This is a genomic window from Pseudoduganella buxea (genome assembly GCF_009720835.1).
Taxonomy (GTDB): domain Bacteria; phylum Pseudomonadota; class Gammaproteobacteria; order Burkholderiales; family Burkholderiaceae_D; genus Rugamonas; species Rugamonas buxea.
Window position 1 is genome coordinate 14330 of sequence record NZ_WNKZ01000064.1, and the last position, 23089, is coordinate 37418.

At 68.2% G+C, this 23089-nt stretch carries 18 protein-coding genes; 10 read left to right on the forward strand and 8 right to left on the reverse strand.

Annotated features, from left to right (window positions below):
• The first annotated feature begins 78 nt into the window (after nucleotides 1–78).
• The 5 genes from GM672_RS19355 (at nucleotide 79) to GM672_RS19375 (ending at nucleotide 4987) form a co-directional block, all read left to right on the forward strand.
• Nucleotides 79–1395, forward strand: coding sequence for a hypothetical protein (locus GM672_RS19355; protein ID WP_155472175.1), 1317 nt, complete (start codon nucleotides 79–81; stop codon nucleotides 1393–1395).
• Between the two features lie 26 nt (nucleotides 1396–1421).
• Nucleotides 1422–2471: a DUF3616 domain-containing protein gene (locus GM672_RS19360; protein WP_155472176.1), complete on the forward strand. Its 1050-nt coding sequence runs from the start codon at nucleotides 1422–1424 to the stop codon at nucleotides 2469–2471.
• Nucleotides 2471–3388: an aldo/keto reductase gene (locus GM672_RS19365; protein ID WP_155472177.1), complete on the forward strand. Its 918-nt coding sequence runs from the start codon at nucleotides 2471–2473 to the stop codon at nucleotides 3386–3388. The genes GM672_RS19360 and GM672_RS19365 overlap by 1 nt, the downstream gene beginning before the upstream one ends.
• Nucleotides 3385–4011 (forward strand): DUF6064 family protein, encoded by a 627-nt coding sequence (locus GM672_RS19370; protein WP_170300147.1) that lies wholly within the window; start codon nucleotides 3385–3387, stop codon nucleotides 4009–4011. Before GM672_RS19365 ends, GM672_RS19370 begins: the two co-directional genes overlap by 4 nt.
• A 61-nt stretch (nucleotides 4012–4072) precedes the next feature.
• Nucleotides 4073–4987: a DUF3616 domain-containing protein gene (locus GM672_RS19375; protein WP_155472178.1), complete on the forward strand. Its 915-nt coding sequence runs from the start codon at nucleotides 4073–4075 to the stop codon at nucleotides 4985–4987.
• A gap of 7 nt (nucleotides 4988–4994) precedes the next feature.
• Here GM672_RS19375 and GM672_RS19380 read toward each other — a convergent pair whose 3' ends face one another.
• Nucleotides 4995–7958, reverse strand: a complete 2964-nt coding sequence (locus GM672_RS19380; RefSeq protein WP_155472179.1) for a TonB-dependent receptor — start codon at nucleotides 7956–7958, stop codon at nucleotides 4995–4997.
• Between the two features lie 191 nt (nucleotides 7959–8149).
• Here GM672_RS19380 and GM672_RS19385 point away from each other — a divergent pair, with 191 nt between their 5' ends.
• Nucleotides 8150–9070: an N-acetylmuramoyl-L-alanine amidase-like domain-containing protein gene (locus GM672_RS19385; RefSeq protein WP_155472180.1), complete on the forward strand. Its 921-nt coding sequence runs from the start codon at nucleotides 8150–8152 to the stop codon at nucleotides 9068–9070.
• Nucleotides 9071–9170: 100 nt separating this feature from the next.
• Here the strand turns inward: GM672_RS19385 and GM672_RS19390 are convergent, their stop codons facing one another.
• Both GM672_RS19390 and GM672_RS19395 read right to left on the reverse strand, forming a co-directional pair.
• The gene (locus GM672_RS19390) at nucleotides 9171–9734 is read right to left on the reverse strand and encodes an acyl-homoserine-lactone synthase (protein ID WP_155472181.1); all 564 of its coding nucleotides are present in this window, start codon (nucleotides 9732–9734) and stop codon (nucleotides 9171–9173) included.
• Between the two features lie 183 nt (nucleotides 9735–9917).
• Nucleotides 9918–10298, reverse strand: a complete 381-nt coding sequence (locus GM672_RS19395) for a DUF4902 domain-containing protein (protein WP_155472182.1) — start codon at nucleotides 10296–10298, stop codon at nucleotides 9918–9920.
• 338 nt (nucleotides 10299–10636) lie between these two features.
• On the opposite strand from GM672_RS19395, the gene GM672_RS19400 reads away from it, so the two are divergent.
• Nucleotides 10637–11317: an autoinducer binding domain-containing protein gene (locus GM672_RS19400; protein WP_155472183.1), complete on the forward strand. Its 681-nt coding sequence runs from the start codon at nucleotides 10637–10639 to the stop codon at nucleotides 11315–11317.
• Between the two features lie 162 nt (nucleotides 11318–11479).
• Here the strand turns inward: GM672_RS19400 and GM672_RS19405 are convergent, their stop codons facing one another.
• The 3 genes from GM672_RS19405 to GM672_RS19415 form a co-directional block, all read right to left on the reverse strand.
• On the reverse strand, nucleotides 11480–12271 hold the full coding sequence (locus tag GM672_RS19405) for an N-formylglutamate amidohydrolase (protein ID WP_155472184.1): 792 nt from the start codon (nucleotides 12269–12271) through the stop codon (nucleotides 11480–11482).
• Nucleotides 12272–12350: 79 nt separating this feature from the next.
• A complete protein-coding gene (bcaP, locus tag GM672_RS19410; RefSeq protein WP_170300148.1) occupies nucleotides 12351–13745 on the reverse strand; it encodes a branched-chain amino acid transporter BcaP in 1395 nt (464 codons plus the stop codon).
• Between the two features lie 269 nt (nucleotides 13746–14014).
• Nucleotides 14015–14224: a hypothetical protein gene (locus tag GM672_RS19415; RefSeq protein WP_155472186.1), complete on the reverse strand. Its 210-nt coding sequence runs from the start codon at nucleotides 14222–14224 to the stop codon at nucleotides 14015–14017.
• A gap of 303 nt (nucleotides 14225–14527) precedes the next feature.
• On the opposite strand from GM672_RS19415, the gene GM672_RS19420 reads away from it, so the two are divergent.
• On the forward strand, nucleotides 14528–15244 hold the full coding sequence (locus GM672_RS19420; RefSeq protein ID WP_155472193.1) for a Crp/Fnr family transcriptional regulator: 717 nt from the start codon (nucleotides 14528–14530) through the stop codon (nucleotides 15242–15244).
• 61 nt (nucleotides 15245–15305) lie between these two features.
• Here the strand turns inward: GM672_RS19420 and GM672_RS19425 are convergent, their stop codons facing one another.
• Both GM672_RS19425 and GM672_RS19430 read right to left on the reverse strand, forming a co-directional pair.
• On the reverse strand, nucleotides 15306–15515 hold the full coding sequence (locus GM672_RS19425) for a hypothetical protein (RefSeq protein ID WP_155472187.1): 210 nt from the start codon (nucleotides 15513–15515) through the stop codon (nucleotides 15306–15308).
• A 93-nt stretch (nucleotides 15516–15608) separates the two neighbouring features.
• Entirely contained in the window at nucleotides 15609–18044 is a 2436-nt protein-coding gene (locus tag GM672_RS19430; protein ID WP_229417825.1) for a putative bifunctional diguanylate cyclase/phosphodiesterase, read from the reverse strand.
• Between the two features lie 334 nt (nucleotides 18045–18378).
• On the opposite strand from GM672_RS19430, the gene GM672_RS19435 reads away from it, so the two are divergent.
• Complete coding sequence (locus GM672_RS19435) at nucleotides 18379–18711, forward strand: hypothetical protein (RefSeq protein ID WP_155472188.1); 333 nt, start codon at nucleotides 18379–18381, stop codon at nucleotides 18709–18711.
• Between the two features lie 326 nt (nucleotides 18712–19037).
• Nucleotides 19038–23089: PAS domain S-box protein (locus tag GM672_RS19440; protein ID WP_155472189.1), on the forward strand; the 4052-nt coding region annotated here is incomplete at its 3' end.

Here is a 23089-nt window from a genome sequence, read left to right on the forward strand (position 1 = left end):
CGGTGACTTCGCTGCCGTTCATTGCTACCATGGGCCGATCCGCTTGCCGCCGCTGCGTGGCACGTCACGGGAGCCCCGATGAACACCATGTTGCCGCGCCTTGCCGCCGTCGTCCTGTTCGCCTGCGTGGCCGTGCCCGAGGCGCCGGCCCTGACCTTGAGCGAACAGACCCGCGCGCTGGCCCGGCAGGAGTTCAGGAAGTCGGCGCGGCGGCCCTGCATTCCGGCCCAGCCCTGCTTCAAGGTGCGCAACACCTACCCGAAAACGGCCACGCCCGAGACGCCCGCCTGGCGTGCCATCGACTTCCGGCGCGAGCCGGAACGCTACCTGGAGGCCGTGCTGGCCTATGTCGTCGAAGGCAATGTCGAGGCGGACTGGGTACTGTCCAGGAATCGCAAGCGCGGCTGGTACCACGCGGCGTGGATGCACCCGATGCGTGAACCCGTGCGCGGCCTGACGTTCGAGCGGGGCAGCCGGCTGCATGAGCTGAGCGGCCAGCAGACCCGCCGCACCAACAACTGGGCCATCGGCTTCTACAACCGCACGGGCGCCACCGCCTTTGCCAGGGTGTGGCGCGACCGCAGCGAGCCGGCGACGGCGAACTTCGCCTTCCCCGAGGGCACGGTCAGCGCCAAGCTGCTGTTTACCGACGCCACCGACGAGGAAGCGCCCTACCTGAAGGGGAACAACCTCGTCTGGCACGCTGACATCCACGGTAACGGCGAGCTGGCGGCGCTGCGGCTGCTGCAAGTCGACGTGGCCGTCAAGCACGAGGCCGGACCTACCTTCAACGGCTGGGTCTTCGGCACCTTTCATTTCGACGGCCGGCGCGGCCATGCGGACTACTGGCGCAACCTGGCACCGGTGGGCCTGGAGTGGGGCACGTCGCCCGCATTCACCCACGCCGATTTCACGGCGGGCCGGCGCCCGGACCAGGGCTGGATCAGCCCCGCGGCCGAAGCGCAGTTCGCCACGCGCGCGCCCGACGGCAAGCTGGGCTACCTGGGCCGCATGAACGGCCCGGTGGACGATCCCCGTTCCAGCTGCCTGGCCTGCCACGGCCGGGCGATGGACATGCGGGGCGATCCCGAGCCGCCGCTGTTTCCGCCCCTCGCGGCCAGCCGCATCCGCCAAGTGACGGTGGCGCCGAACACGACGTATGAACGGGACATGTCGGCAGGGCCCGTCGACGAGGCCGACGTGGCGCGCTTCTTTCGCAACCTGGCGCCGGGCGAATCCTGGGACGGCACCCACCCGACGCTCGATTTTTCGCTGCAATTGATGAAGGGTACGCAGTTGTGGCAGGCGTGGTTGAAGACGCAGTTGGCCCGGCCGCAGGAGCGTGCGCTGGCCGTCGCCGCGCCGGCAAGGGACGGGGCCTCACGGGGCGATTGACGCGGCAGGCAAACCAGGAGACGGCGATGAACCAGACAGCGGTGCAGCATGACGGCGAACGGGGCCACGGGCTCTGGCGGAATACCTTTCGTGCCGGCATGGCGGCGGCCATGCTGGGCGCGTCGGCGGCAGCCGGCGCCGCGCCGCCTGAGATCTTCCGGGGCATCTGCAACGCTTCCGCCGCCGTGGCACTCGACCAGGCGCGCTTCATCGTCGCCGACGACGAGAAGAGCATCCTGAAGGTATACCGCTTCGACGGGGCGCCTGCCGTCGGCAAGGACGGCAAGGCCCAGCAGATCGACCTGGAAAAGCGCCTGGGGGACGGCGAGGCCGACCTGGAAGGCGCAACCCTGGTGGGCGACACACTGTGGCTGATCGCGTCGCACGGCGCGGCCGCGGACGGCAGCCCGGCGCCGCAGCGGCGCGTGCTGCTGGCATCGCGCCTGCGCCAGGGGCCGGCGGGGCCCGGCGCGGACAAGGTGGCGCCGGTGGCGGCCGCGGTGGGGCAGCCGTACCGGCGCCTGCTGGAGGATACGGCCGGTACGGTGGTGCAGCGCGACTATGACCTGCTGGGTGCGGCCGGCATCGCGCCCAAGGCCGAAGGCGGGCTCAGTATCGAAGGGCTGGCGGCCACGCCGAACGGCTGGCTGCTGATCGGCTTGCGCAACCCGGTGCCGGACGGGAAGGCGCTGCTGCTGCAGCTGGAAAATCCGGACGACGTGGTGCAGGGCAAGCGGGCGCGCTTCGGGCCACCGATACCGCTGGACCTGGGGGGCAAGGGCATCCGCAGCATCGAGCGGCGCGGTACGGACTACTTCATCGTCGCCGGCCCGACGGGACCCGGCAAGGACTTCGGCGTGTACCGCTGGTCAGGCCAGATCGCCACCGCGCCGACGCCCGTGAACGTGCCGGACCTGCAGGGCCTGAATCCGGAAGCGCTGTTCTTCGACCATGCCGGCACCCTGCACATCCTCAGCGACGACGGCAAGGACCAGCCGGGTGGCGCCAGGTGCAAGAAGCTGTCGAAGGCCCAGCGCCAGTTCCGCCATATCGCCATGCCGTCCGGCAGCTATTGATGCCGGCGCCGCGCTCCACAAACCGGCGCCGGCTGCTGCGGGCGCTGCTCGCCGCCGGTACGTGGGCGCCGGCGGCGGTGGCGCAGGGGGCGGCCCCCGCCACGCGCGCCATCCCGTCCTCGCGCGAAGCGATTCCCCTGGTGGGCCTGGGCAGCTGGATCACCTTCAATGTCGGCAACGACCGCGCCGCGCGGGCCGCGTGCACCGAGGTGCTGCGCGCCTTCTTTGCCGCCGGCGGAAGGTTGGTCGACTCCTCGCCCATGTACGGCTCGGCCCAGGACGTGATCGGCGAGGCCCTGCGTACGCTGGGGCGCCCGGCCGGGCTGTTTGCCGCCGACAAGGTGTGGACGGCCGGCGCGGGCGAGTGGCAGCTCGACACGTCGCGCCGGCGCTGGCGCATTCCCCGCTTCGATCTGCTGCAGGTGCATAACCTGCTCGCGTGGGAACGCCACCTGCCGCAGCTGCTGGCCATGAAGGCGGCCGGTCAGCTGCGCTATGTTGGCATCACGACGTCGGAAGGGCGGCGGCATGACGAAGTCGAACGCATCATGGCCAAGGAGCCCATCGATTTCGTCCAGGTCAGCTACAACGCGGTGGACCGCGAGGTCGAGCAGCGCATCCTGCCGCTGGCGCGCGACCGGGGCATTGCCATCATCGCCAACCGGCCGTTCCGCCAGGGCGAATTGACGCAGGCCTTGCGCCGCCATCCATTGCCGCCGTGGGCGAAGGAGATCGGCTGCACCAACTGGGCCCAGGTGCTGTTGAAGTTCATCGTCTCGCATCCGCAGGTGACGTGCGCGATTCCCGCCACGTCGCAGGTGGCGCACGTGCGCGAGAACATGGCCGCCGCCGGCGGGCCGATGCCCGATGCGGCCCTGCGCGCACGCATTGCCGCCCACGTCGCCGGGCTGCTGTGAGCGAGTGGTCCAGCTATACGCTGGCGGACCTGCTGATGTTCTCGGCGCGAACGTACTGGCGCCTGCTCGAACTGTATAACGTCGCCGTGTGGCCCCTGCAGCTGGCGGCCGTGGCGCTGGGCCTGGCGATTGCCTGGTGCGCCCGGCGCGCCCCGCGCGATGCCGGCCGGGCCGCCGCCGTGCTGCTGGGGCTGACCTGGCTGTGGGTGGCGTGGGCCTATCACGCGCAGCGCTACGCGACGATCAACATGGCCGCGCCGTGGTTCGCCGCCGCGTTCGCGCTGCAAGCGATGCTGCTGGTTGGCGCCGGAACATTGCACCTGCGTCCCGGCCGTGCCACCGGTGGCGCGGTCGGCTTCGTGCTGCTGGCTTATCCGCTGCTGGCACCGGTACTCGGCCGGCCGTGGACGCAGGCGGAAGTCTTCGGTATCGCACCCGACGCCACCGCCGCGCTGACGCTCGTGCTGCTGGCCGGCGCGCCGCGCGCCCACGCGCTGCTGTGGCCGGTGCCGCTGCTGTGGTGCGCCGTCAGCGGCGCCACCTTGTGGACGATGCACGCGCCGCTTGCCTGGCTGCTGCCGGGACTGGGACTGGCGGCCCTGCTGGTGCGATTGCGAAGCTGACGGCTCGGGCAAACGTGGCGCGCCTCTGCTATCGTTCGGCATCAAACGAAAGGAAACCGCCATGTCCCATGCCGACCCCGCCGCAAGCGCTCCGTGGATCCACCGCGGCATCTGCAACGCCTCCGCCGCCGTGGCGCTGGATGCCGAGCGCTTCGTCGTCGCCGATGACGAAATCAGCGACCTGAAAATCTACCGCTTCGACGGCGCCGAGGCGCTGGCCGATATCGACCTGCACGCCTTCCTGGGCGGCGACGGCGAGGAAGCGGACCTGGAAGGGGGCGCGCTGGTGGGCGACACGATCTACTGGATCGGCTCCCATGGTGCGGACGGCAAAGGCGCCGCCGCGCCGGCCCGTTCCGTGCTGTTCGCCACGCGCGTGGACCTGGGCACGGTGGTGCCGTTCGGCCAGCCGTATCGCAATCTGCTGGCAGACCTGGCCGGCACACCGGCCCAGCGCGATCATGACCTGGCCGGCGCGGCCGGGCGTGCGCCGAAGGACGAGGGCGCGCTCAGCATCGAAGGCCTGGCCGAGACGCCGGACGGGCAGTTGCTGATCGGCCTGCGCAACCCCGTGCCAGCCGCCGGTGCCTTGCTGCTGCGCCTGGAAAATCCGGCGGACGTGGTCCAGGGCCGGCCGGCCCGTTTCGGTCCGCACGTGAGCCTGGACCTGGGCGGCAACGGTATCCGCAGCATCGAGCGCCTGGGCGAGACCTACTACATCGTCGCCGGCCCGCCCGGCAAGGGCAAGGCGTTCGGGCTGTACCGCTGGTCCGGCCGCGCGCAGGACCGCCCGGCGCCGATTGCCGTGCCGGACCTGCATGGCCTGAACCCCGAGGCGCTGTTCTTCGACCCGGACGGCACCCTGCACATCCTCAGCGACGACGGCAAGGACCAGCCGGGCGGCGTCAAGTGCAAGAAGCTGCCGCCCGGGCAGCGCCAGTTCCGGCGCATCGCCATCGCGCCGGGGCTGTACTGACTGCCTTCTAGAACCGGTATTTGACGTTGACGTACACCTGGCGGCCCGACACGTCCAGCTTCTGCTGTTCCTCCTCGCTGTAGCGGTACTGCGCCCGCCGCGTGTTGGTCAGGTTGGTGGCATCGACCGACAGCACCAGGTTCGGCCGCACGGTCCAGTTCACGGAGGCGGCCAGGGTGGCGACGCCCTTGGCCATCGTCGGCGCCGTCGGCATGGCCACGCCGACGATGACGGTCTGCCCCTGGCTGTTCGCCGTGGGCGCGGGCGCCGTCGTGCTGCTGACGTACTTGCCCCGGTAGTTCCATACGAGGCGTGCGCTCCAGCGATCGTTCTCGAAATAGCCGCCCAGGTTGCCGGCCCACTCGGAGGCCCCCACCATCGGGCGGCCGTCGTCCACCTTCGTTTTCGCCCGGCTGACATTGCCCGTGACGCCGAAGCTGCCCCACAGCGGCTGCTCGTAGGCCAGCTCGATGCCGTTGATGCGGGCGCCCTGCTGCGACGAGGAGTTGACGAAGAACGTCTTGACCGTGTTGTCGCGCGGGTCGACCAGCTGCACCGTCTCGCCCTGCGTCACCGTGCCCGTCTTGACGTAGCCGTCGATGGACGAGTGGAATACGTCGATCGCCACCAGCGAGCGGGGCGCGAAATACCAGGACCACGACAGGTCGACGTTATCCGACGTCAGCGGCCGCAGGCCCGGGTTCGGGCCCGTCACCGTGCAGCCGCCGGCCGTGCACGACGGCGTGCCGAAGCCCGAGCCCAGCACATTGTAGTTCTGCCGGCCGATGGTACGGCTGGCACCGAAGCGGGCGACCATCTGCGGCCGCAGTTCGTAGCGCAGGTTCACGCTGGGCAGGAAGTTGTCGAAGCTGCGGCCGGTCGGCGTCTTGAAGTAGATCAGGCCCCCGGCGGGGTTGAACGGCACGCCTTCGTAATAGGTGCTGCCGTCGCCGGCCGTCGTGATGGCGCCGGGATAGGCCGGGCAGGGCACGGCGGCCTGGCCCGGCGCCGTCTTGACGCAACTGCCCGGCGGGACGGGCGTGACGATATCGGCGTTCACGCGGGTACGCACGAAGCGCAGGCCGACATTGCCGCTCCACCGGTCCTGCTCGAAGCTCTGCATCGCGTACAGGGCCGTCTGGCGCTCGCGCATGTCGATCTCGTTGACGACGCGGCGCTCGAACTCCGGCGTGGTGGGGCGGATCGACGCGGCGATATAGTCCTTCAGCGCCTGCGGCGTGAAGTAGAAGCCCGTGTTGTCGAAGTCGCCCTTCAGGTCGTCGCCGAAGTCGGACGGGTAGGCCACGTAACCGGCCGGCCCCGCGCCCAGGCTGGCGCTGTTGAAGGTGGGGGAATTGCGCTTGTTGCGGCGGCGGTGGTCGGCATACCGGACGCCCGTGTCGAAGGTGGTCAGCATGCGCCAGTTCACCTTGTATTCAAGGTCCAGCTGCAGGCTGCTTTCGCGGTCGACCGTCCTGGTCGACGACACGGTGCGGCCCACCAGCGCGTAGCCGCTGCCGTCCGCGTTCAGGCCCGGCACATTGGCGCCGGCGCCGTGGTACTGCACGAACGGCGCCTCGTCCACGTCGTTCAGCGCATAACTGACGCCGGTGCCGTAGCGGGCCCACGTCGTGCCCTGGTCGCGCGCCGTCTCGCCGACGCCGCGCGTGGTCGACAGCAGCGCCTTGACGCGCAAATCGTCGTTGACGCGCCAGTTGGCGTCGACGTCGATGAAGGCGCTTTCGGCGGTGGCGCCGTCGCGGTAGAACGCTTCGGAGTTGCCCACGTACTGGGGCGTGGTCCCGTCGGGGAAAATGATGTCCGCGCTTTTCAGCACGCGCAGCGGATGGCCGTACATGCTCGTCTCGTTGACGATCACGGGGTTGCGGATGTTGGCGTACACGCGCTGGCCGTTGGAGGCCGTGTTCGCGGCCGTCGCCGTCACGCCGCCCAGCGGATCGGCTTTCCCCAGCAGCATGCTGTACAAGGCGCCGGACGTCAGGCGCCCGTAGTTATTCGCCTTCATGCGCGAGTAGAAGCCCGTTGCCGTCACGTCCAGGTCCTGGTTCGGCTTGAACTGCAGCGACAGCAGGCCGCCCTTGCGGTCGCGCACCCCCTCGACGAACTCGGAGCTCATCGACCCGGGCATGCGCACGCCGTTCAGGTCCGCCGCCGTCAGGCCCGTGCCGGCCAGCGAAGCATCCGAAATGCCAAGCATCGTGGCCGTGTTGATCACGTCCCACCCGGACGAGGCGCCGTAGGCCAGCCGCGACACGGAATCGCGCCGGATATGGCGCTTCTCGGCGAAGCCCTGGACGATGAAGCCGAAGGTGTTCGCATCGTTCTTCCAGTTGATGCTGGCGTTCAGGTCCGGCGCCGTCTTGCCCGGCAAATCGGCGTAGGTCAGGCCGCCGCTGACGACGCCGGACACTTTCTCCTTCTGCGCCAGGGGTTTGCGGGTGGTGACGTTGATGGTGCCGGCCAGGCCGCCGTCGACGATGTTGGCCTGCGAGGTCTTGAAGACGACGGCCTGGTTCAGCACCGACGACGGCACCAGCGACAGGCTGGTGCTGCGGCTGGACGAATTCTGGTCGGCGATGTACCAGTCGGCCGTGCTGACGGCGTGGCCGTTGAAGAGGATCAGCGACATGTCGGGATTGGTGCCCCGCATCGATACCTTTTCCGCCTCGTCGTAATCGGTGCGCACGGCCACGCCGGGCAGCCGCTGCAGCGAATCGGCCAGGTTCTTGTCCGGCATCTTGCCGATGTCCTCGGCGGTGATGACCTCGACGTTGGCACTGGCATTGCGCTTCACGTCCAGCGACTTGGCCAGCGAGGCGCGGATGCCCGTCACTTCCACCTTCTGCATGGCGTCGCCGGCCGCGTTGTCCGCCACGTCCTGCTGCGCCCACGCCGGCAATGCCAGCCATGCCAATGCCACCGCCGCCAGCGGCTTGCGTTCGATTCTCATCGTTTCTCCCGACCCGTTGCGATTTTTATACCGCCAAGTATTGGCCAGAAGTGATGGTAAAGACAATGATTTATGGTGTTTCGGCCATAGCCTGCGGGAATACGGGATCGATTCGCCACACTATGCGTTGCTTGCGACCGCCGCAGCGGTTATCGTCGGGGAAAGGGAACCAGGACAGCGGGAGAGTGGCGATGCAGAGACGAACGATGCTGGGGTTGTCGTGTGCCATGCTGGCCGCTTGCGCCGGCGTGGGCGAACCCGTACCCATCCACCGGATGACGCCCGAGCAGGTCGATGCCTACCTGCGCCGGATGCAGCGCGACGAGCCGGACCTGCGTCGGCGCATCGCCGCCATCGGCCGGCGCAATATCGGCCAGCCCTATGTCCTGAACCTGCTGGGCGAATACCCGTGGCAGCTGCACGACCGGCTGCCCATGTTCAGCCTGACGCACAGCGACTGCGTCGTCTTCGCCGAGCACACGTATGCGATGGCGCTGTCCGGATCGTGGGAGGAATTCTTCTGGATGCTGCAGCGCATCCGCTACAAGGACGGCGTCATCGGCGTGTCCACCCGCAACCACTACACGGAGCAGGACTGGAACGTCAACAACGCCTGGCTGGTGACGGACATCAGCGCGCCGCTGGCAGGCGCCGACGTGGGCCGCTACGAGCTGACGGTCGATCGCGCTGCTTTCCTGCGCATGCGGCACCGTACCGAGGCCGACTTTCCCGTCACCCGCAGCGTCGAAGCCTACGTCCCGGCGGCGCACGTCGAGCGGGTACTGGCGCAACTGGCCGACGGCGACTTCGTCAACGTCATCTCGACCCGGGGCGGCCAGCACTGGGCGTCGCACGTGGGCCTGGTCGTCACGCAGCCGGATGGCAGCCGGCACTTCCTGAATTCGGCCGAGCCGCAGGTGCGCGAGGAAAGCTTCGCCGCCTTTATCGAACGGGTAGCACGCCGCGCCCGCGACCAGGCCGCCGCCGGCAAACCGGCGTTGCAACTGGCCGGCTTCAAGTTCCTGCGGCTGAACGAGCCCGTCGCCGTCCCGCCCATGCTGCCGCAACCCCGGCCCCAAGACCGGGGACAGTCCCCTGTTTTCAGGCAATAGTTCCCGAAACCGTAGTGCAACTGCGGGGCATCATGAATTGATCGCTTCTGCTCTCGCTGCCCCGCCGCCGCCTGTTGCAAGATGGCGGCGCGGCCAGCGTTCACCCCGGCTGCTTCACCTCGATCCAGCACGCGAAGATCGGGTGGCCGTCGATGATCATCGGCGGGCCGGCACGGTGGGCGTGGAAGCCGGCGCGGCGCAGCAGGCGCTCGATGCCGATGGGCGAGACCGTGATCAGGCGTTTCGCGCCCTGTTCGGCGGCAAACGCGATCGAATCCTGCAGCAGGCGCACAGCCACTTCCGACGAGAATTGCGACAGCGCCGACGTCGTGCGGCTGTTGAAATCGACAGCGGCGAAGCGCGACAGTTCCCACACATCGTCGCTGCACGGCACCGGCTGGCCATTCATCAGTTGCGGAAATACGTCACCCAGCAGGTAGGACTGGCTGGTCGGCAGCAGCCGAGCGCAGCCGTTGACATTGCCTTCTTCGTCCTTGGAGACGACGTACAAGGTATCGGGCCGGTCGAACTGGTCCAATTCCTCGCCGTTGCGGACCGTCAGGTCCCATCCCAAGGTCTCGACGAAGACCTTGTGACGGTAACGTCCGATCTGGGAAAACAGTTCTTTGCTCAGAGTGCTGGTGTTGCCGGCGATTCGATTCATTCCCCGCTCCGCTAGGTGAAGTTGATGTTGATCAGGAGTTGCCATTTGACTATGGTTTATGCCTGAGCAAAACTGTTACTTCTGACAGTTTGGAAAACACAAAAACCCGCTGCGGCTTGCGCCGAAAGCAGGTAAAGGGGTAGAACGGGGTTGGGAGAGGGCGGCCGCGCGCGTCGGCGCCGGTCAACCGTGGTAGCGATGCTGCAGATAGCGCAGTGTTTCCTCCTGCCAGTTCGAGCGGTCGATCAGGATTTTCAGCAAGGTATCGCTGTCGTCGAGGTCGTCGGCGGCGCCGGCGCGCATGACGACGCACAGGTTGCTGCGCGGGTCGCCCACGCGGCGCAGGGCGACGCCCGCCTCGCCGGCGCGCATTTCCCAATCCCAGCCCATCGTCAGCACGGGTTCGCCTTCGCCCACCCATTCGGTATAGCCGGTGATGGCGCTGGCGGTCGCGCCATCGCCGGCGGACGCGCCGATGTCGTCGTCCAGGGCCGACACCAGGTGGCGCAACTGGCGCCGCTGCATGGCGGCGAAGGTCATGCGTACATAGGGTCTGTCGGACATCTGGCACCTCCTCGGGAAAACGGCGCAACGGGCCGAAACAAGTATTGAAGCCCGGGACGGAAAATTGAACCACTGTCAAGGTTGACAGCAGCGCTGTTGTAACTTTCCGGTCAGTTTTGACGAAACAAAAAAGTTACATTTGACGACAATTTTTCCGGCTGGTATTGTGACTTGCAATACAAGACAAGACGCAAGCTCCGTGCGGTTGTGCATCCGGAGCCCGAAGCGCGACTACCGCCGGGCGGCTGCATGACTGGCGCATATGGCCATGACTGCAGCGCGCGGCCCACCAGCGGGGAGCTGATACTGTGAATTTAACGCACTGGCAAGACAAGCAGATGCAGGGCTTGCTGACGGCAGCCACCGAGGACGAACTGTTCGACGTGCTGGCGGCGGCTGCCTACGATCTGGGATTCGAATATTGTGCCTACGGGCTGCGCATGCCGCTGCCCGTGTCGAATCCGAAGATGTACATGAAGAATAACTATTCGCGTCACTGGCAGGACCGCTACGCACGCCAGAACTACCTGCGCATCGATCCCACGGTGGCACACGGCATGCAGTCGGTGCTGCCGCTGGTGTGGACGGACAAGGTCTTCGGCCAGTGCCCCGAGTTCTGGGAGGATGCACGCGGCCACGGCCTGCGCGTGGGCTGGGCCCAGTCTTCCTACGACGCGCGTGGCGTCGGCGGCCTGCTGACCCTGGCGCGCTCGCACGATATCCTGGGCGAGACGGAGCTGCGCGAACACTCGCTGAAGATGTCGTGGCTGGTGCAGGTGGCGCACGAGGGCATGACGCGCCTCGTGTCGATCGCCGCGCCCAGCCATCCGCCGCTGACCCCGCGCGAGATCGAAGTGCTGCGCTGGACGGCGGACGGCAAGACGTCCGGCGAAGTGGGCCAGATCATGCATATCTCGGAACGCACCGTCAATTTCCACGTCAATAACGCGCTGGAGAAGCTGGGCGCCGTCAACAAGACGGCCGGCGTCATCAAGGCGGCCATGCTGCGACTGCTTTAAGGGCCCTGCAGCCCCGCCGCCCGCGGTTCCACATCCCGCGCCGAGCGGCGCTCGAACGCGACGGGTCCGCCGATCGTGCGTGGACCGCGCCCTCCATTCCCTGCAGCTAGTTGTCGCCGAACACCGGGCCACGCCGGGTGGCGGCTTTTCGCCTCGCCCGCCTCAGGGCTCGGCAGCCGAGGCGGCGGCCGCGTGGGTGCAGCGCCCGCGCCCGTCGAGAGAGCGGGCCAGCCCCTCCAGCGCCTGGGCGAACAGGTGGCCGGCCAGGGGACCGTCCTGGGGCGACGTGCGCGTGACGGAAAACTCCAGTTGCACGGCCGGCACGCCGCGCGCGTGGGCATAACGGGTGATGGTGCGGTTGCGCGCGGCAGGAAAGCGGTTGTCCGACACGTTCACAAGGCCGGCGCCGCGCAGGGCGGCCGCCAGCTGCGGCACGATGGCGGGGTCGCCCGCGACGGACTGGCCGTGCATCGTGCCCAGGTCGATGTCGTAGGGCCGGAAGGCATTGCTGGCATGGATGTCCAGTACCAGGATGGGACGCAACTCGGCGATCAGTTCGCCCAGGCGCGCCTTGAACTCGTTGTCGTCGTCAAAATTGGGGTCGGCCGGGCTGTCCCACACCGTGTACAGCACCGTGGCGCCGCAGGTCTCGTGCAGGGCCCGCGCCAGCGCGGCCGTACCGCCGCCGTCGGCGAAGCGGAAACGCCCGGCCCGAAACGGCCGCGTGGCGTGGGGCGCCGTGACAATGACGGGCTGGCTGCCGCGCAGCAGTTCGAACCACGCCTGGCCAGGCGGGCGCGACTGGCGTTGGCGGCTGTCGAGCAGGGTGGCCAGGTCGATGGCGGCGACCACCTGGTCCGGCTCGATGGAGATCTGGGCCCGCGCAGGGGGAGCAGGCAGCGCGGCCAGCGCGGCCAGCAGTATCGGAAGAAGCAGATGGGGCGGCTTGGGCATGGCGGCTCCGGGCAGCTGACCGTTCCAGTCTAGCCGCCCGGGGCGACGCCGCAAGGCCGGCGCCCATCGACCCCTGCTGTCAGTCCTTGTGCAGCAGCGAGCGCTTTCGCGAGTAGCCGAAGTAGATCACCAGGCCCAGCAACAGCCAGATGCCGAAGGCGATCCACGTGGTGGCCGACAGGTAGCTCATCAGGACCACGCAGAAGGCCACGGCCAGCAGGGGGATGACGGGCACGCCGGGGCAACGGAAGGCGCGGTGCAGCTCGGGACGCTTCTTGCGCAGGATGATGACGGCGATCGACACGAGGCTGAACGCAGCCAGGGTGCCGATATTGATCAGTTCGGTCAGCACGTCCAGCGGGATCAGCGCGGCGATCAGGCCGAACACGATGCCCACCACCCAGGTGGCGAAGAACGGCGTGCTGTGCGTCGGGTGGATCGACGACAGCTTTTTCGGCAGCAGGCCGTCGCGCGACATGGCGAAGATGACGCGGGTCTGGCCGTAGGCCATGACGAGGATGACGGTGGTCATGCCCAGGATGGCACCCAGGTCGACGAAGCCGGCGACCCAGTTCTCGCCCGCGTACTTCAGCGCCAGCGACACCGGATGGTCGACGCCGAGGAACTGCTTGTACGGCACGATGCCCGTCATGATGGCCGACACGATGACATACAGGATGGTGCAGACGGCCAGCGAACCGATGATGCCGATCGGCAGGTCGCGTTCCGGCCGCTTGACTTCCTCGGCCGCCGACGTTACGGCATCGAAGCCGATAAAGGCGAAGAACACGAGGGCGGCGGCGCTCAGCACGCCCGTATGGCCGTAAGGCATGAAGGGCTGCCAGTTTTCGGGCTGCACGTGGCGCGCGCCGACGGCGATAAACAGCAGTACGACTGCCACCTTGATGGCCACCATGATGTTGTTCAGCCGGGCCGATTCGCGCATGCCCCAGGACAGCATCGTCGTCAGCACCAGCATGATCAGCAGGGCCGGCAGGTTGAAATACGTCACCTTGCCCGGAACGGCGCCCGGTGCGGCCGTCAGTGCGTCCGGCAGGTGCAGGCCGAAGCCGGCGATCAGCGACTGGAAGTAGCCGGACCAGCCGACCGACACGGCCGACGTGGCCAGGCCGTATTCCAGCATCAGGTCCCAGCCGATCATCCACGCCACCAGCTCGCCCAGGGTGGCGTAGCTGTAGGTGTAGATCGAGCCGGCCACCGGCACGGTCGATGAAAATTCCGCATAGCACAGGGCGGCGAAGCCGCAGGCCATGGCGGCGATGATGAACGAGATCGTCAGGGCGGGGCCGGCTGTCAGCGCGCCCGTGCCGGTCAGCACGAAGATGCCCGTGCCGACGATGGCGCCGATGCCCATCAGGATCAGGTCGAAGGGGCCCAGGACTTTCTTCAGGCCGCCCGGTTTGCGACTGGCCGCAACCATGTCGTCTAGATTCTTGGTTCTGAAAATACTCACTGCTTCTCCAATTTGGTGTTGGGTGTCTCTCGATGCCGTGCATTGCCGGATAGGCCCGCAGCGGTTCTGTCGCACGCCGGCCCCATAGGGCGCGGCGCATCGCCGCCGCATACTAGCATACGGACTGATGTGTTAAACCAATATGGAAGTTATAACAGCTTGTCTGGAGGGAAAGTGTTGCGCCTTAACGGCTCGTCAACACCTTGCCAGGGCTGGGAGAGGCAGGGCAGGGAAGGAACGGCGGCGCGGGCGCGCCGCCGCACAACTTGTCAGTGCAGCAGGCGGCCGCGGCTGTCGACGTAGCGGCTGGGCTGCTCGGCCATGGCCAGGCGGTCCAGGCGGCGCTGCACCAGCCGGTGCCAGGCGTCGGCCCACTTCGACGCGACGACGCTTTCCTCGGTCGAGCTGGCATACAGGGTGCGTTCGACGGCGCGTTGTTGACGTTGCAGGGCGTACGAGACTTTGACAAAGTTGTTCATGGGGTGAATTCGCGTGTCCGGCAAAATTGCCTCTGAGACGTATTTTCCGAGAATTGACCCCTCTTGAATGTGCGCCACTTCACGTAGGACAGAGATTACAAGGCCTAATGCTGCTGTACTACAAGCGATGAACCCACTGTCCGACTCTCAAAACGTCCGCTCAGCCATAAAGTGGAGGAAATGACAACAACGATACAGGTGCCCCATATGTTCAAGACCACGCAAGCCGATTCCGCCACCCAGCGCGCTCCTATCCAGGCCCTGCAGGCCCCGATTTCCCTGGCGGGCAAACGCACCGCGGGCATGCCGCCGGCGATCAGCCTGACCGGCGTACAGCAGAACGAACTGCTGCGCGCACTGCCCCAGGCCGAACTGGAACGGCTGATTCCCAGCCTGGAGCTGGTGGCGATGCCGGTCGGCAAGCACCTGTACGACTTCGGCGACAAGATCGAATTCAGCTATTTCCCCACGACGGCCATCGTGTCGCTGCAGTACGTCAATGAAGACGGCGTGACGACGGAGATCGCCGTCGTCGGCCGCGAAGGCGTGGCCGGCGTGACAATGTATAAAGGCGAGCGCGCCAGCAACACGGCCGTCGTCCAAGCTGCCGGCTACGGCTACCGCCTGCGTACCGACACCTTGCGCGAACTGTTCGGCGAAGGTGGCGTGCTGGCCCAGCAGCTGATGCGCTACACGAGCAGCCTGTTCGCCCAGCTGGCGCAAAATGTCGTCAGCAGCCGCCACAGCAGTATCGAACAGAAGCTGTGCCGCTGGCTGCTCGAACGCCTGGATCGTTCGCCATCGGAAGAATTGAAGGTCACCCAGGAATTGATCGCCAACCTGCTGGGCGTGCGCCGCGAAAGCATCACGGCCGCCGCCGGCAAGCTGCAGGCCGACGGCCTGATCCAGTGCCGCCGCGGCATGATCGTCGTGCTGGACCGCTCCGGCCTGGAACGCTGCGCCGGTGCCTGCTATTTCGCCGCCCGCGGCACCCGGGGCCAGGCCGTCGCGCAACACTGACGCTGCCCAAACCAACGTGAAAAAGCCGGCGCGCAGCCGGCTTTTTGCCGTGCGTCTTTGCTCAGTGCGCCGTCTGGCGCCGTGGCACGGCCCCGTCCGGCGCATGGGACAGAACGCGCAGGATGGTTTCCGGCGAGAGGCCGTGACTGGCGAGGAAGGCCCAGGCCAGTGCGGCGCCCCGTTCCTGGTCGAAGCGGATCGCTTCGTCGATGACGGCGGCCATGGTGTTGTCACGCCGCCGGTCCTGCTGTATGTCGCCTGCCTGGAACATGTCGGCTCCCGTACGTGAAGTGACCGCGTGCGCGATCCGTGCACAGCATCTCGCGTTGCAGTGCACAAGTCAAGCACGAGGGTGTGGCCACCGTCAGGCAGGACAGTAGCGACGCTCGAATTCGTCCAGGGGCAGGGCCGGCGCGAACAGGAAACCCTGGAACGCGTCGCACTGGTGCTCGCGCAGGAAGCCGAATTGTTGTTCGTTCTCCACGCCTTCGGCAATCACCTTCAGGCCCAGGGTCTTGCCCAGAGCCACGATCAGTTCGGCGATAGCGCCCGCGTTCGAGCCCTCGCGGGCGTCGTTGACGAAGGCGCGGTCCACCTTCAGGGCGCAGAACGGGAACCGTTTCAGGTAGGACAGCGATGAGTAGCCCGTGCCGAAATCGTCCAGCGAGAACAGCACGCCGTGGCGGCGCAGTTCCAGCATCTTGTCGATGACGTCCTGCCCGTTCTCGGCCAGGATGCTTTCCGTCAGCTCCAGGCTGAGCCGCTCCGGCGGCGCCCCCGTCTCTTCCAGGATGGCCAGCACGCCGGTGGCGAAGTCCGGCTGCACCAGCTGCTGCACGCTGACATTGACGGCCAGCGAGATGTCGCTCAGCACGGGGAGGGCGGACCAGCGTGCCAGGCATTGGCAGGCGTCCCGCAGGGCCTGGTGGCCGATGGCCACGATCAGGCCCGTGCTTTCGGCCAGGTCGATGAATTCGCCCGGCCCCACCAGGCCGCGCCGGGGATGCTGCCAGCGCAGCAGCATCTCGCCGCCGACCAGCTTGCCGTCGGCGCTGAACTGGGGCTGGCAGTACAGGGGAAAATGGTGCCACTGCAGGCCCTGACGCAAATCCGTCTCCATCGCGCTGCGGGCATCGATGGCGGCCTGCATGGCCGGGTCGAAGAAGCGCAACGTGTTGCGGCCAGCCGCCTTGGCATGGTACATGGCGATATCGGCCTGTTTCAGCACCTCATCGATCGACGCGTCCGTGCCGCCGAACAGGGAGATGCCGATGCTGGGCGTGACGGTGATGGTGCGCTGGGCGATGCGGTGCGGGCGCTCGAGGACGGTGAGCATCTTGTGCGCCACCTTTTCTGCCTCGACGGCGGCCTCCTGGTCGCTCGGCCCCAGGTTCTCCAGCGCGATGACGAATTCGTCGCCGCCCAGCCGGGCCAGCTGGTCGCTGTCGCGCACCGAATGGCGCAGCCGCTCCGCCACCTGCTGCAACAGCAGGTCGCCCGCCTCGTGGCCCATGGTGTCGTTGAGCTGCTTGAAGTTGTCCAGGTCGATGAACAGCATGGCGCCGACGCGGGCCTGGCGGCTGCCCCGGCTGGCCACCTTGTTCAGCTGTTCCAGCAGGTAGCGCCGGTTCGGCAGTCCCGTCAGGTGGTCGTAATAGGCCAGGTGATAGATGCGCCGTTCGCTCTCCTTGCGTTCCGTCAGGTCCGTGTTGGTGCCGGACACGCGCACGGGGCGGCCCGCCTCGTCGTGCAGCACGAAGCCGCGCGACAGGATCGGCACGTAGTGGCCGTCGCGGTGGGCCAGGCGCAGCTCGATGCTGAAGCTGTCGCGCCCGCCACCCAGCAGGTCGCGCATGAACACGTCCAGCGCCATGCGGTCGTCCGGGTGCAGGAAACGGCGCCAGGTCTGCTGGTCGGCCGACACCTCGTCCGGCGCGAAGCCCAGCATTTCCCACCACCGGTCGGAATAATACGCTTCGCCCGAGCGCAGGTCGAAGTCCCACACGGCGTCGCGCGAGCCCCGCAGCACAAGGCGCAGGCGTTCCTCGGACTTGCTCAGGCGCCGTTCAGCATCCTTCAGGTCGGTGCAATCGGTGAAGCACACCACCACCTCCTGCAGGTCGCCGGCCCCGTCGAACACGGGGTAGGCATTGCAGATCATCCAGGACACGCCTTCATCGCCGTTGGCGGGCCCGTAGCGGCGCAGGCCGACGATAAAGCCCGCCACCTCGGCGCGCGAGCGGCGCACCTGATGCACCGGATACATCGCGTCCGGCATCGGGCGGCCGTCCGGCTGCAGCAGGCGCCACTCCGGCACCGTCGCCGTCATGCCGCGCAGGTCCGTCAGGGTGCGGCCCAGCAGGCGCTCGGCGGCCCGGTTGGCCGTCAGGATGGTGGCATCGGCCGCGTGCACGACGACCCCGGCGGGCAGGTGGTCCAGCAATTCCTGGAAACGGGCCGTGCCGGCCGAACTGCGTTCCAGCACGCCCACGTAGCCCGTCAGTTCGCCCTCGGCCGCGTGGACCGGCACCACCTGCAGGCTTTGCCCCGCGCTGCCTTCGAGCGCGGCCGCCAAGCCGGCGCGGGCCTGGGCATGGGCCTCTTCCGGCGTCGGCGCGGGCGGCGGGCACAAGGTGGCGGCCACCTGGCTGGCCACCTGGTCGGCCACGGCGTCCAGGCGCATGCGAAACGCCGCGCTCATGCCCGTCACGTGGCACTGCGCGTCCAGCACCACCAGCGCGGGCGCTTCGCCGCTGCCGCCGTCGGCCGGCACGGCCGTGTCTCCGTCGAGGTCGATCATGATTCCCCCTGTATATCGCGATGCTAGCGCGTTCGGAAAACGTGCGGCGCCATGTCGTCACGGCAGCCATGGCGAAAACGCCACACGCAATATTGCGATTGCATATAAAGAATTTTTCGTGCAATATAGAAACCGGTCCCGCTCCCAAACACCTGCCGCGGACCAGAGTTCCCTTCCGCACCTCCGCGGGGACGCCACTCCTGGCGCATCTCACATTCACCGGTTCCGCCTTTCGCACGATCAGTCATGGCCCGCCCATGGCCGTCCTGCCCGCACCGGTTTTTCGTCCCGGCCACTGCCGGGGCCCGTGAACTGCAAATGACTGGAGATTGACATGACGACCCTTGACCTGATGACGACGCCTGCCGCCAACGCCGGCGAGACCCTGCTGAACTACGACCCGAACCGCCTGCTCGACCACCTGATCGACGTGCTGGACCTGAAGAACGACGCCGCCCTGGCGCGCCTGCTGGAAGTGGCGCCGCCCGTGATCAGCAAGATCCGCCACTTCCGCCTGGCCATCGGCCCGTCGCTGCTGATCCGCATGCACGAAGTGTCCGACATCACGATCGCGCAGCTGCGCCTGCTGATGGGCGACCGCCGCGGCAAGTTCCGCGTGGCCTTCTCGCAGAACGACGTGCCGGCCCAGATGCTGTACGCAGCCTGAGCCGCCGCCGGGGCGGCGCCGGCCCCAGGCCCGGCTGCCGCTCCCCGTGACCACGGTGCCGGCCGGCGCGCCGGCACCATGATCAGCATTATTTGTTGTTGCTGCCTGGATACAACACCGGTGGCTTGGCGGCACCCATGCCCGCCAGCTTCGGGTACACTCGCGCAAAAGGGCCCAGCCCGCAACAGTTCGCGAACCCCCGCCCCCGGTTCCTGTGTTCCCCAGCCAGACAGGAAGACCTCCATGCCCATTCGTCCGGTGGCGGCCAATCCGGCCCGCCGTGCCAGCATTGTTCCCACCGTCACCTGCCCCAGCGGCCACCGGCCATGACGGTCCCGACCTTCCTGCCGCGCCAGCGCCTGGGCACGTCGCTCGCGCTGTGGGCCTCGGCCAGCGCACTGCTGCTGACCGTCGTGCTGGTGATCCTGCTGGGCTACCTGTCCACGGACGAACTGAAACGCATGATCGGCGACGGCCTGGCCGAGCGCGCCCGCCATGGCGCCGAACAGCTCGATGCCACCCTGCATGAACGCTACCGCGACGTGCAGTTGCTGGCGGCCCGGCGCGAGTTCAGCGAGCCGGGGCTGCCGGACGCGGAGCGCCGCCATATCGTCGAACAGTTGCAGTCGAGCTATCCCATGTATGCATGGATCGGGTGGGTCGCGCCAAGCGGCAAGGTCGCCACGGCCACCGGCGGCCTGCTCGAAGGGGCCAACGTGGCCACGCGGCCGTGGTTCAGCGGCGCGCTGGGCGGCAAGTTCGTGCATGACGTGCACGAAGCCGTGCTGCTGGCCAGGTTGCTGCCGGCGCAGCGGGACGGTCCGCCGCGCTTCGTCGACATTGCCTTCCCCGTGCGCGATGCGGCCGGCCGTGTCGTCGGCGTGCTTGGCGCGCACCTGAACTGGCGCTGGGCGGAGCAGATTCGCAGCAGCCTGGACCGGACCGCGGACGGCGGCGAACAGACCCTGATCGTCGATCGCACCGGCAAGGTGCTGTCCGGCCCCGCCGGATTGACGGGCAGCGCGATCGTGTCGGGCGCCGTCACGGCCGCCCGAGCCGGCCGGCCCGACAGCCGCGAGGAACGCTGGGCCGACGGGCGCAGCTACCTGGTCGGCGCTGCCAGCACGCGCGGCTTCGGCACCAACCCCGGCCTGGGCTGGGTCGTGCTGACGCGCCAGGAAGTGCGCGCCGCCTACGGACCCGTACGCGAGCTGCAGCTGCGCGTGTTCGGTGTCGGCCTGGCCGTGGCGCTGGGCTTTTCGCTGCTGGGCTGGCGCGTGTCGCGCCGCATCACGCAGCCGCTGCTGGACGCGGCCACGTCGGCAGCCGCCATCGAGCAGGGCGACGACCATGCCATCGACGTGGCCCCCGGCAGCTTCTTCGAGCTGACCGCGCTGACGGGCGCCGTCAACGCCAGCCTGCAGCGCCTGCACGAGCAGCAGAAGCAGCTGACGCAGATGAATGTGGAGCTGGAGCGGCGCGTCGAGCAGCGCACCGGCGACCTGGCCCGTTCGCTCGACTCCGTGCGCCGCAGCGAGGAACGCATCCGCACCATCCTCGAGACGGCCCAGGATGCCTTCGTCGGCATGGACAGCGCCGGGCGCATCACGGGCTGGAACCCCCAGGCCGAGCAGATGTTCGGCTGGCGCCGCGACGAAGTGCTGGGTACCCTGCTGCACGAGGTGGTGGTGCCGGCCAGCCTGCGCGAAGCGCACCAGCGCGGTCTGCGCCGTTTCCTGGAAACGGGCGAGGGCCGCGTGCTGGGCCGCCGCCTGGAACTGATGGCGCAGCGCCGCGGCGGCGAGGAATTCCCCGTCGAGATGACGATCGGCCTGATCGACGTGGGCGGCGAGCGTTCGTTCGGCGCCTTCATCAACGATATCTCCGTGCGCCGGCGCATCGAGCGCGAGCTGGAAAGCGAGCGGGCCCTGTTGACGGCCGTGCTGGAAGCCATCGACGTGGCCGTGGCCGCGTGCGACGAGGCCGGCAACCTGACGCTGTTCAACCGCGCCGCCCGCGAAATCTACGGCATGCCGCGCAAGGGCGACCTGCCGGTCGACTGGGCCCGCCACAGCAGTGTCTACCAGCCCGACGGCGTCGAGCCGATGCCGCCCACGATGGTGCCGCTGGCGCGGGCCCTGGCCGGCGAAACCATCAGTGGCATCGAGATCGTCATCGCGCCGCCGGGGCAGCCGGCCCGGCACCTGCTGTGCTCGGGCCATGCGCTGGTGGGCGCGGACGGCGCGCGCCTGGGCGCCGTCGTCGCCAGCAGCGACATCACGGCGCGGCGCAAGGCCGAGCGGCAACTGGCCGACAGCGAACGCTTCCTGCGCACGATGGCCGACAACAACCCGGCCCTGATCGGCTACATCGACAGCGGCCACGTGTACCGCTTCGTCAACCGCACCTACTGCGTGACCTTGAACCTGGAAGCGGACGCCATCGTCGGCCGGCACATGCGCGACGTGCTGGGCGAATCGGCCTATGCCGTGCTGCTGCCGCTGGTCGAACGGGCGCTGGCCGGCGAGGCGGTGCACTTCGAGACGGACTTCCAGCACCCCGGCTGGCCGCGCTACTTCATGGGTGACTACATCCCGAACGTGGACGCGAATGGTGTCGTGCAGGGCTTCCACACGATGGTCACCGACATCACGGACCGCAAGATGGCCGAGCTGGGCCAGGCGCGCAACGAACGGCTGGCCCAGGCGGCCAGCCGCGCCAAGAGCGAGTTCGTGGCCAATGTCAGCCATGAGATCCGCACGCCGATGAATGCTGTGCTGGGGCTGGCACACCTGCTCGACAGCACGGGGCTGACGCCGCAGCAGCGCGAATACGTGGGCATGATCCAGTCCTGCGGCAAGACCCTGGTGGGCATCATCAACGACGTGCTGGATTTTTCCAAGATCGAGGCCGGCAAGGTCGATATCGCCGCCTTGCCCTTCCCGCTGACCCAGCTGGTCGAAGGGGTCGCCACTGCCATGCGTGCCAGCGGCAAGGCGCTGGACCTGGCCGTGGACGTGGCGCCCGACCTGCCGGCCACCTATATCGGCGACATCACGCGCCTGCAGCAGGTGGTGCTGAACCTGGTGAGCAATGCCCTGAAATTCACCGGCGAAGGGGGCGTGACGGTCGTCATCGACCGCCTCAGCCAGCATGGCAGCACGGCCACCTTGCGCATCGAGGTGCGCGACACGGGCATCGGCATCAGCGAGGAGCAGGTGGCGCGGCTGTTCCGGCCCTTCGAGCAGGCCGACGCGGGCATCTCGCGCCGCTTCGGCGGCACCGGCCTGGGCCTGGCCATCGCGCGCCAGCTCACCGAACTGATGGGCGGGCGCATCGCCGTCAGCAGCCAGCCGGGCCAGGGCAGCACGTTTACCGTCACCTTGCCGCTCACGTGTGCCCAGTCGGCGGCACCGGTGCAGATGCCGCCCGGCGGGCGCCTGGTGCTGATCGACGGCGGCGCCGCCAGCCGGGCCGCCGTTGGCCACGCGGCGACGGCGCTGGGCTGGTCCGTGCTGGCCGGGCCCGATGCGGAGCAGGCCCTGGCGCTGCTGGACGACTTGCCGATGGACGATATGCCGGTGGACGCAGTGCTCTCGGGCGTGGGCCAGGACGACACGGCGCGCGTGCAGGCGGCACTGGCGGCGCGCTGGCCGGGCCATGCCGTGACAGTGCTGCAGCTGACGGGCGGCCCGGAACGCAATCCGGTGCCGCTGGCGGGCGCCGTGCCCCTCGCCCGGCCGGTGACGGCGGCGGGCCTGCTGGCGGTCCTGGGCGCCCGGGAACGCCCCGTACAGGCGGCCCCGGTCGAAGCGGTGGTCTTACCGGCCACGGGGCTGGCCGGCGCGCGCATCCTGCTCGTCGAGGACAACGCCCTGAACCAGCTGGTGGCCAAGGGTATACTGGAGCCAACCGGCGTCATCCTGACGGTGGTGGGCAACGGCCAGGAAGCGGTCGACGCCATGCGGCTCGACGCGGCCCGGTTCGACCTGGTGCTGATGGACGTGCAGATGCCGGTCATGGACGGCTACACGGCCACGCGGCTGCTGCGCACGCAACTGGGCGTGCGCCAGCCCATCCTGGCCATGAGCGCGGGTGTCACGGCGGCCGAGCGGGAGGAGTGCATGGCGGCCGGCATGAACGATTTCATCGCCAAACCGATCGATGTGGAGCAGATGATGGAGACCTTGCGCGAATACCTGGACCGGGACGGCGAAGCCGCCCCGGCCGCGCCGGCCGCGCCGGCCGCTAACCCGGCCGGCAGCTTCAATGTCGACCGGCTGGCCGCGTTGAGCGCGGCCGACAGCAGCCAGCGCCAGGCCCTCGTGACCCTGGTGGAGCGCATGGCGCGCGAGGCACCGGCCGAGCTGACGCGGGC

Bases quoted from the DNA above. Each gene is read 5' to 3' on its own strand.
- GM672_RS19355 (WP_155472175.1), top strand. From the start codon at position 79: ATGAACACCATGTTGCCGCGCCTTGCCGCCGTCGTCCTGTTCGCCTGC.
- GM672_RS19360 (WP_155472176.1), top strand. From the start codon at position 1,422: ATGAACCAGACAGCGGTGCAGCATGACGGCGAACGGGGCCACGGGCTC.
- GM672_RS19365 (WP_155472177.1), top strand. From the start codon at position 2,471: ATGCCGGCGCCGCGCTCCACAAACCGGCGCCGGCTGCTGCGGGCGCTG.
- GM672_RS19375 (WP_155472178.1), top strand. From the start codon at position 4,073: ATGTCCCATGCCGACCCCGCCGCAAGCGCTCCGTGGATCCACCGCGGC.
- GM672_RS19380 (WP_155472179.1), bottom strand. From the start codon at position 7,958: ATGAGAATCGAACGCAAGCCGCTGGCGGCGGTGGCATTGGCATGGCTG.
- GM672_RS19385 (WP_155472180.1), top strand. From the start codon at position 8,150: ATGCAGAGACGAACGATGCTGGGGTTGTCGTGTGCCATGCTGGCCGCT.
- GM672_RS19390 (WP_155472181.1), bottom strand. From the start codon at position 9,734: ATGAATCGAATCGCCGGCAACACCAGCACTCTGAGCAAAGAACTGTTT.
- GM672_RS19395 (WP_155472182.1), bottom strand. From the start codon at position 10,298: ATGTCCGACAGACCCTATGTACGCATGACCTTCGCCGCCATGCAGCGG.
- GM672_RS19400 (WP_155472183.1), top strand. From the start codon at position 10,637: ATGCAGGGCTTGCTGACGGCAGCCACCGAGGACGAACTGTTCGACGTG.
- GM672_RS19405 (WP_155472184.1), bottom strand. From the start codon at position 12,271: ATGCCCAAGCCGCCCCATCTGCTTCTTCCGATACTGCTGGCCGCGCTG.
- GM672_RS19415 (WP_155472186.1), bottom strand. From the start codon at position 14,224: ATGAACAACTTTGTCAAAGTCTCGTACGCCCTGCAACGTCAACAACGC.
- GM672_RS19420 (WP_155472193.1), top strand. From the start codon at position 14,528: ATGCCGCCGGCGATCAGCCTGACCGGCGTACAGCAGAACGAACTGCTG.
- GM672_RS19425 (WP_155472187.1), bottom strand. From the start codon at position 15,515: ATGTTCCAGGCAGGCGACATACAGCAGGACCGGCGGCGTGACAACACC.
- GM672_RS19430 (WP_229417825.1), bottom strand. From the start codon at position 18,044: ATGATCGACCTCGACGGAGACACGGCCGTGCCGGCCGACGGCGGCAGC.
- GM672_RS19435 (WP_155472188.1), top strand. From the start codon at position 18,379: ATGACGACCCTTGACCTGATGACGACGCCTGCCGCCAACGCCGGCGAG.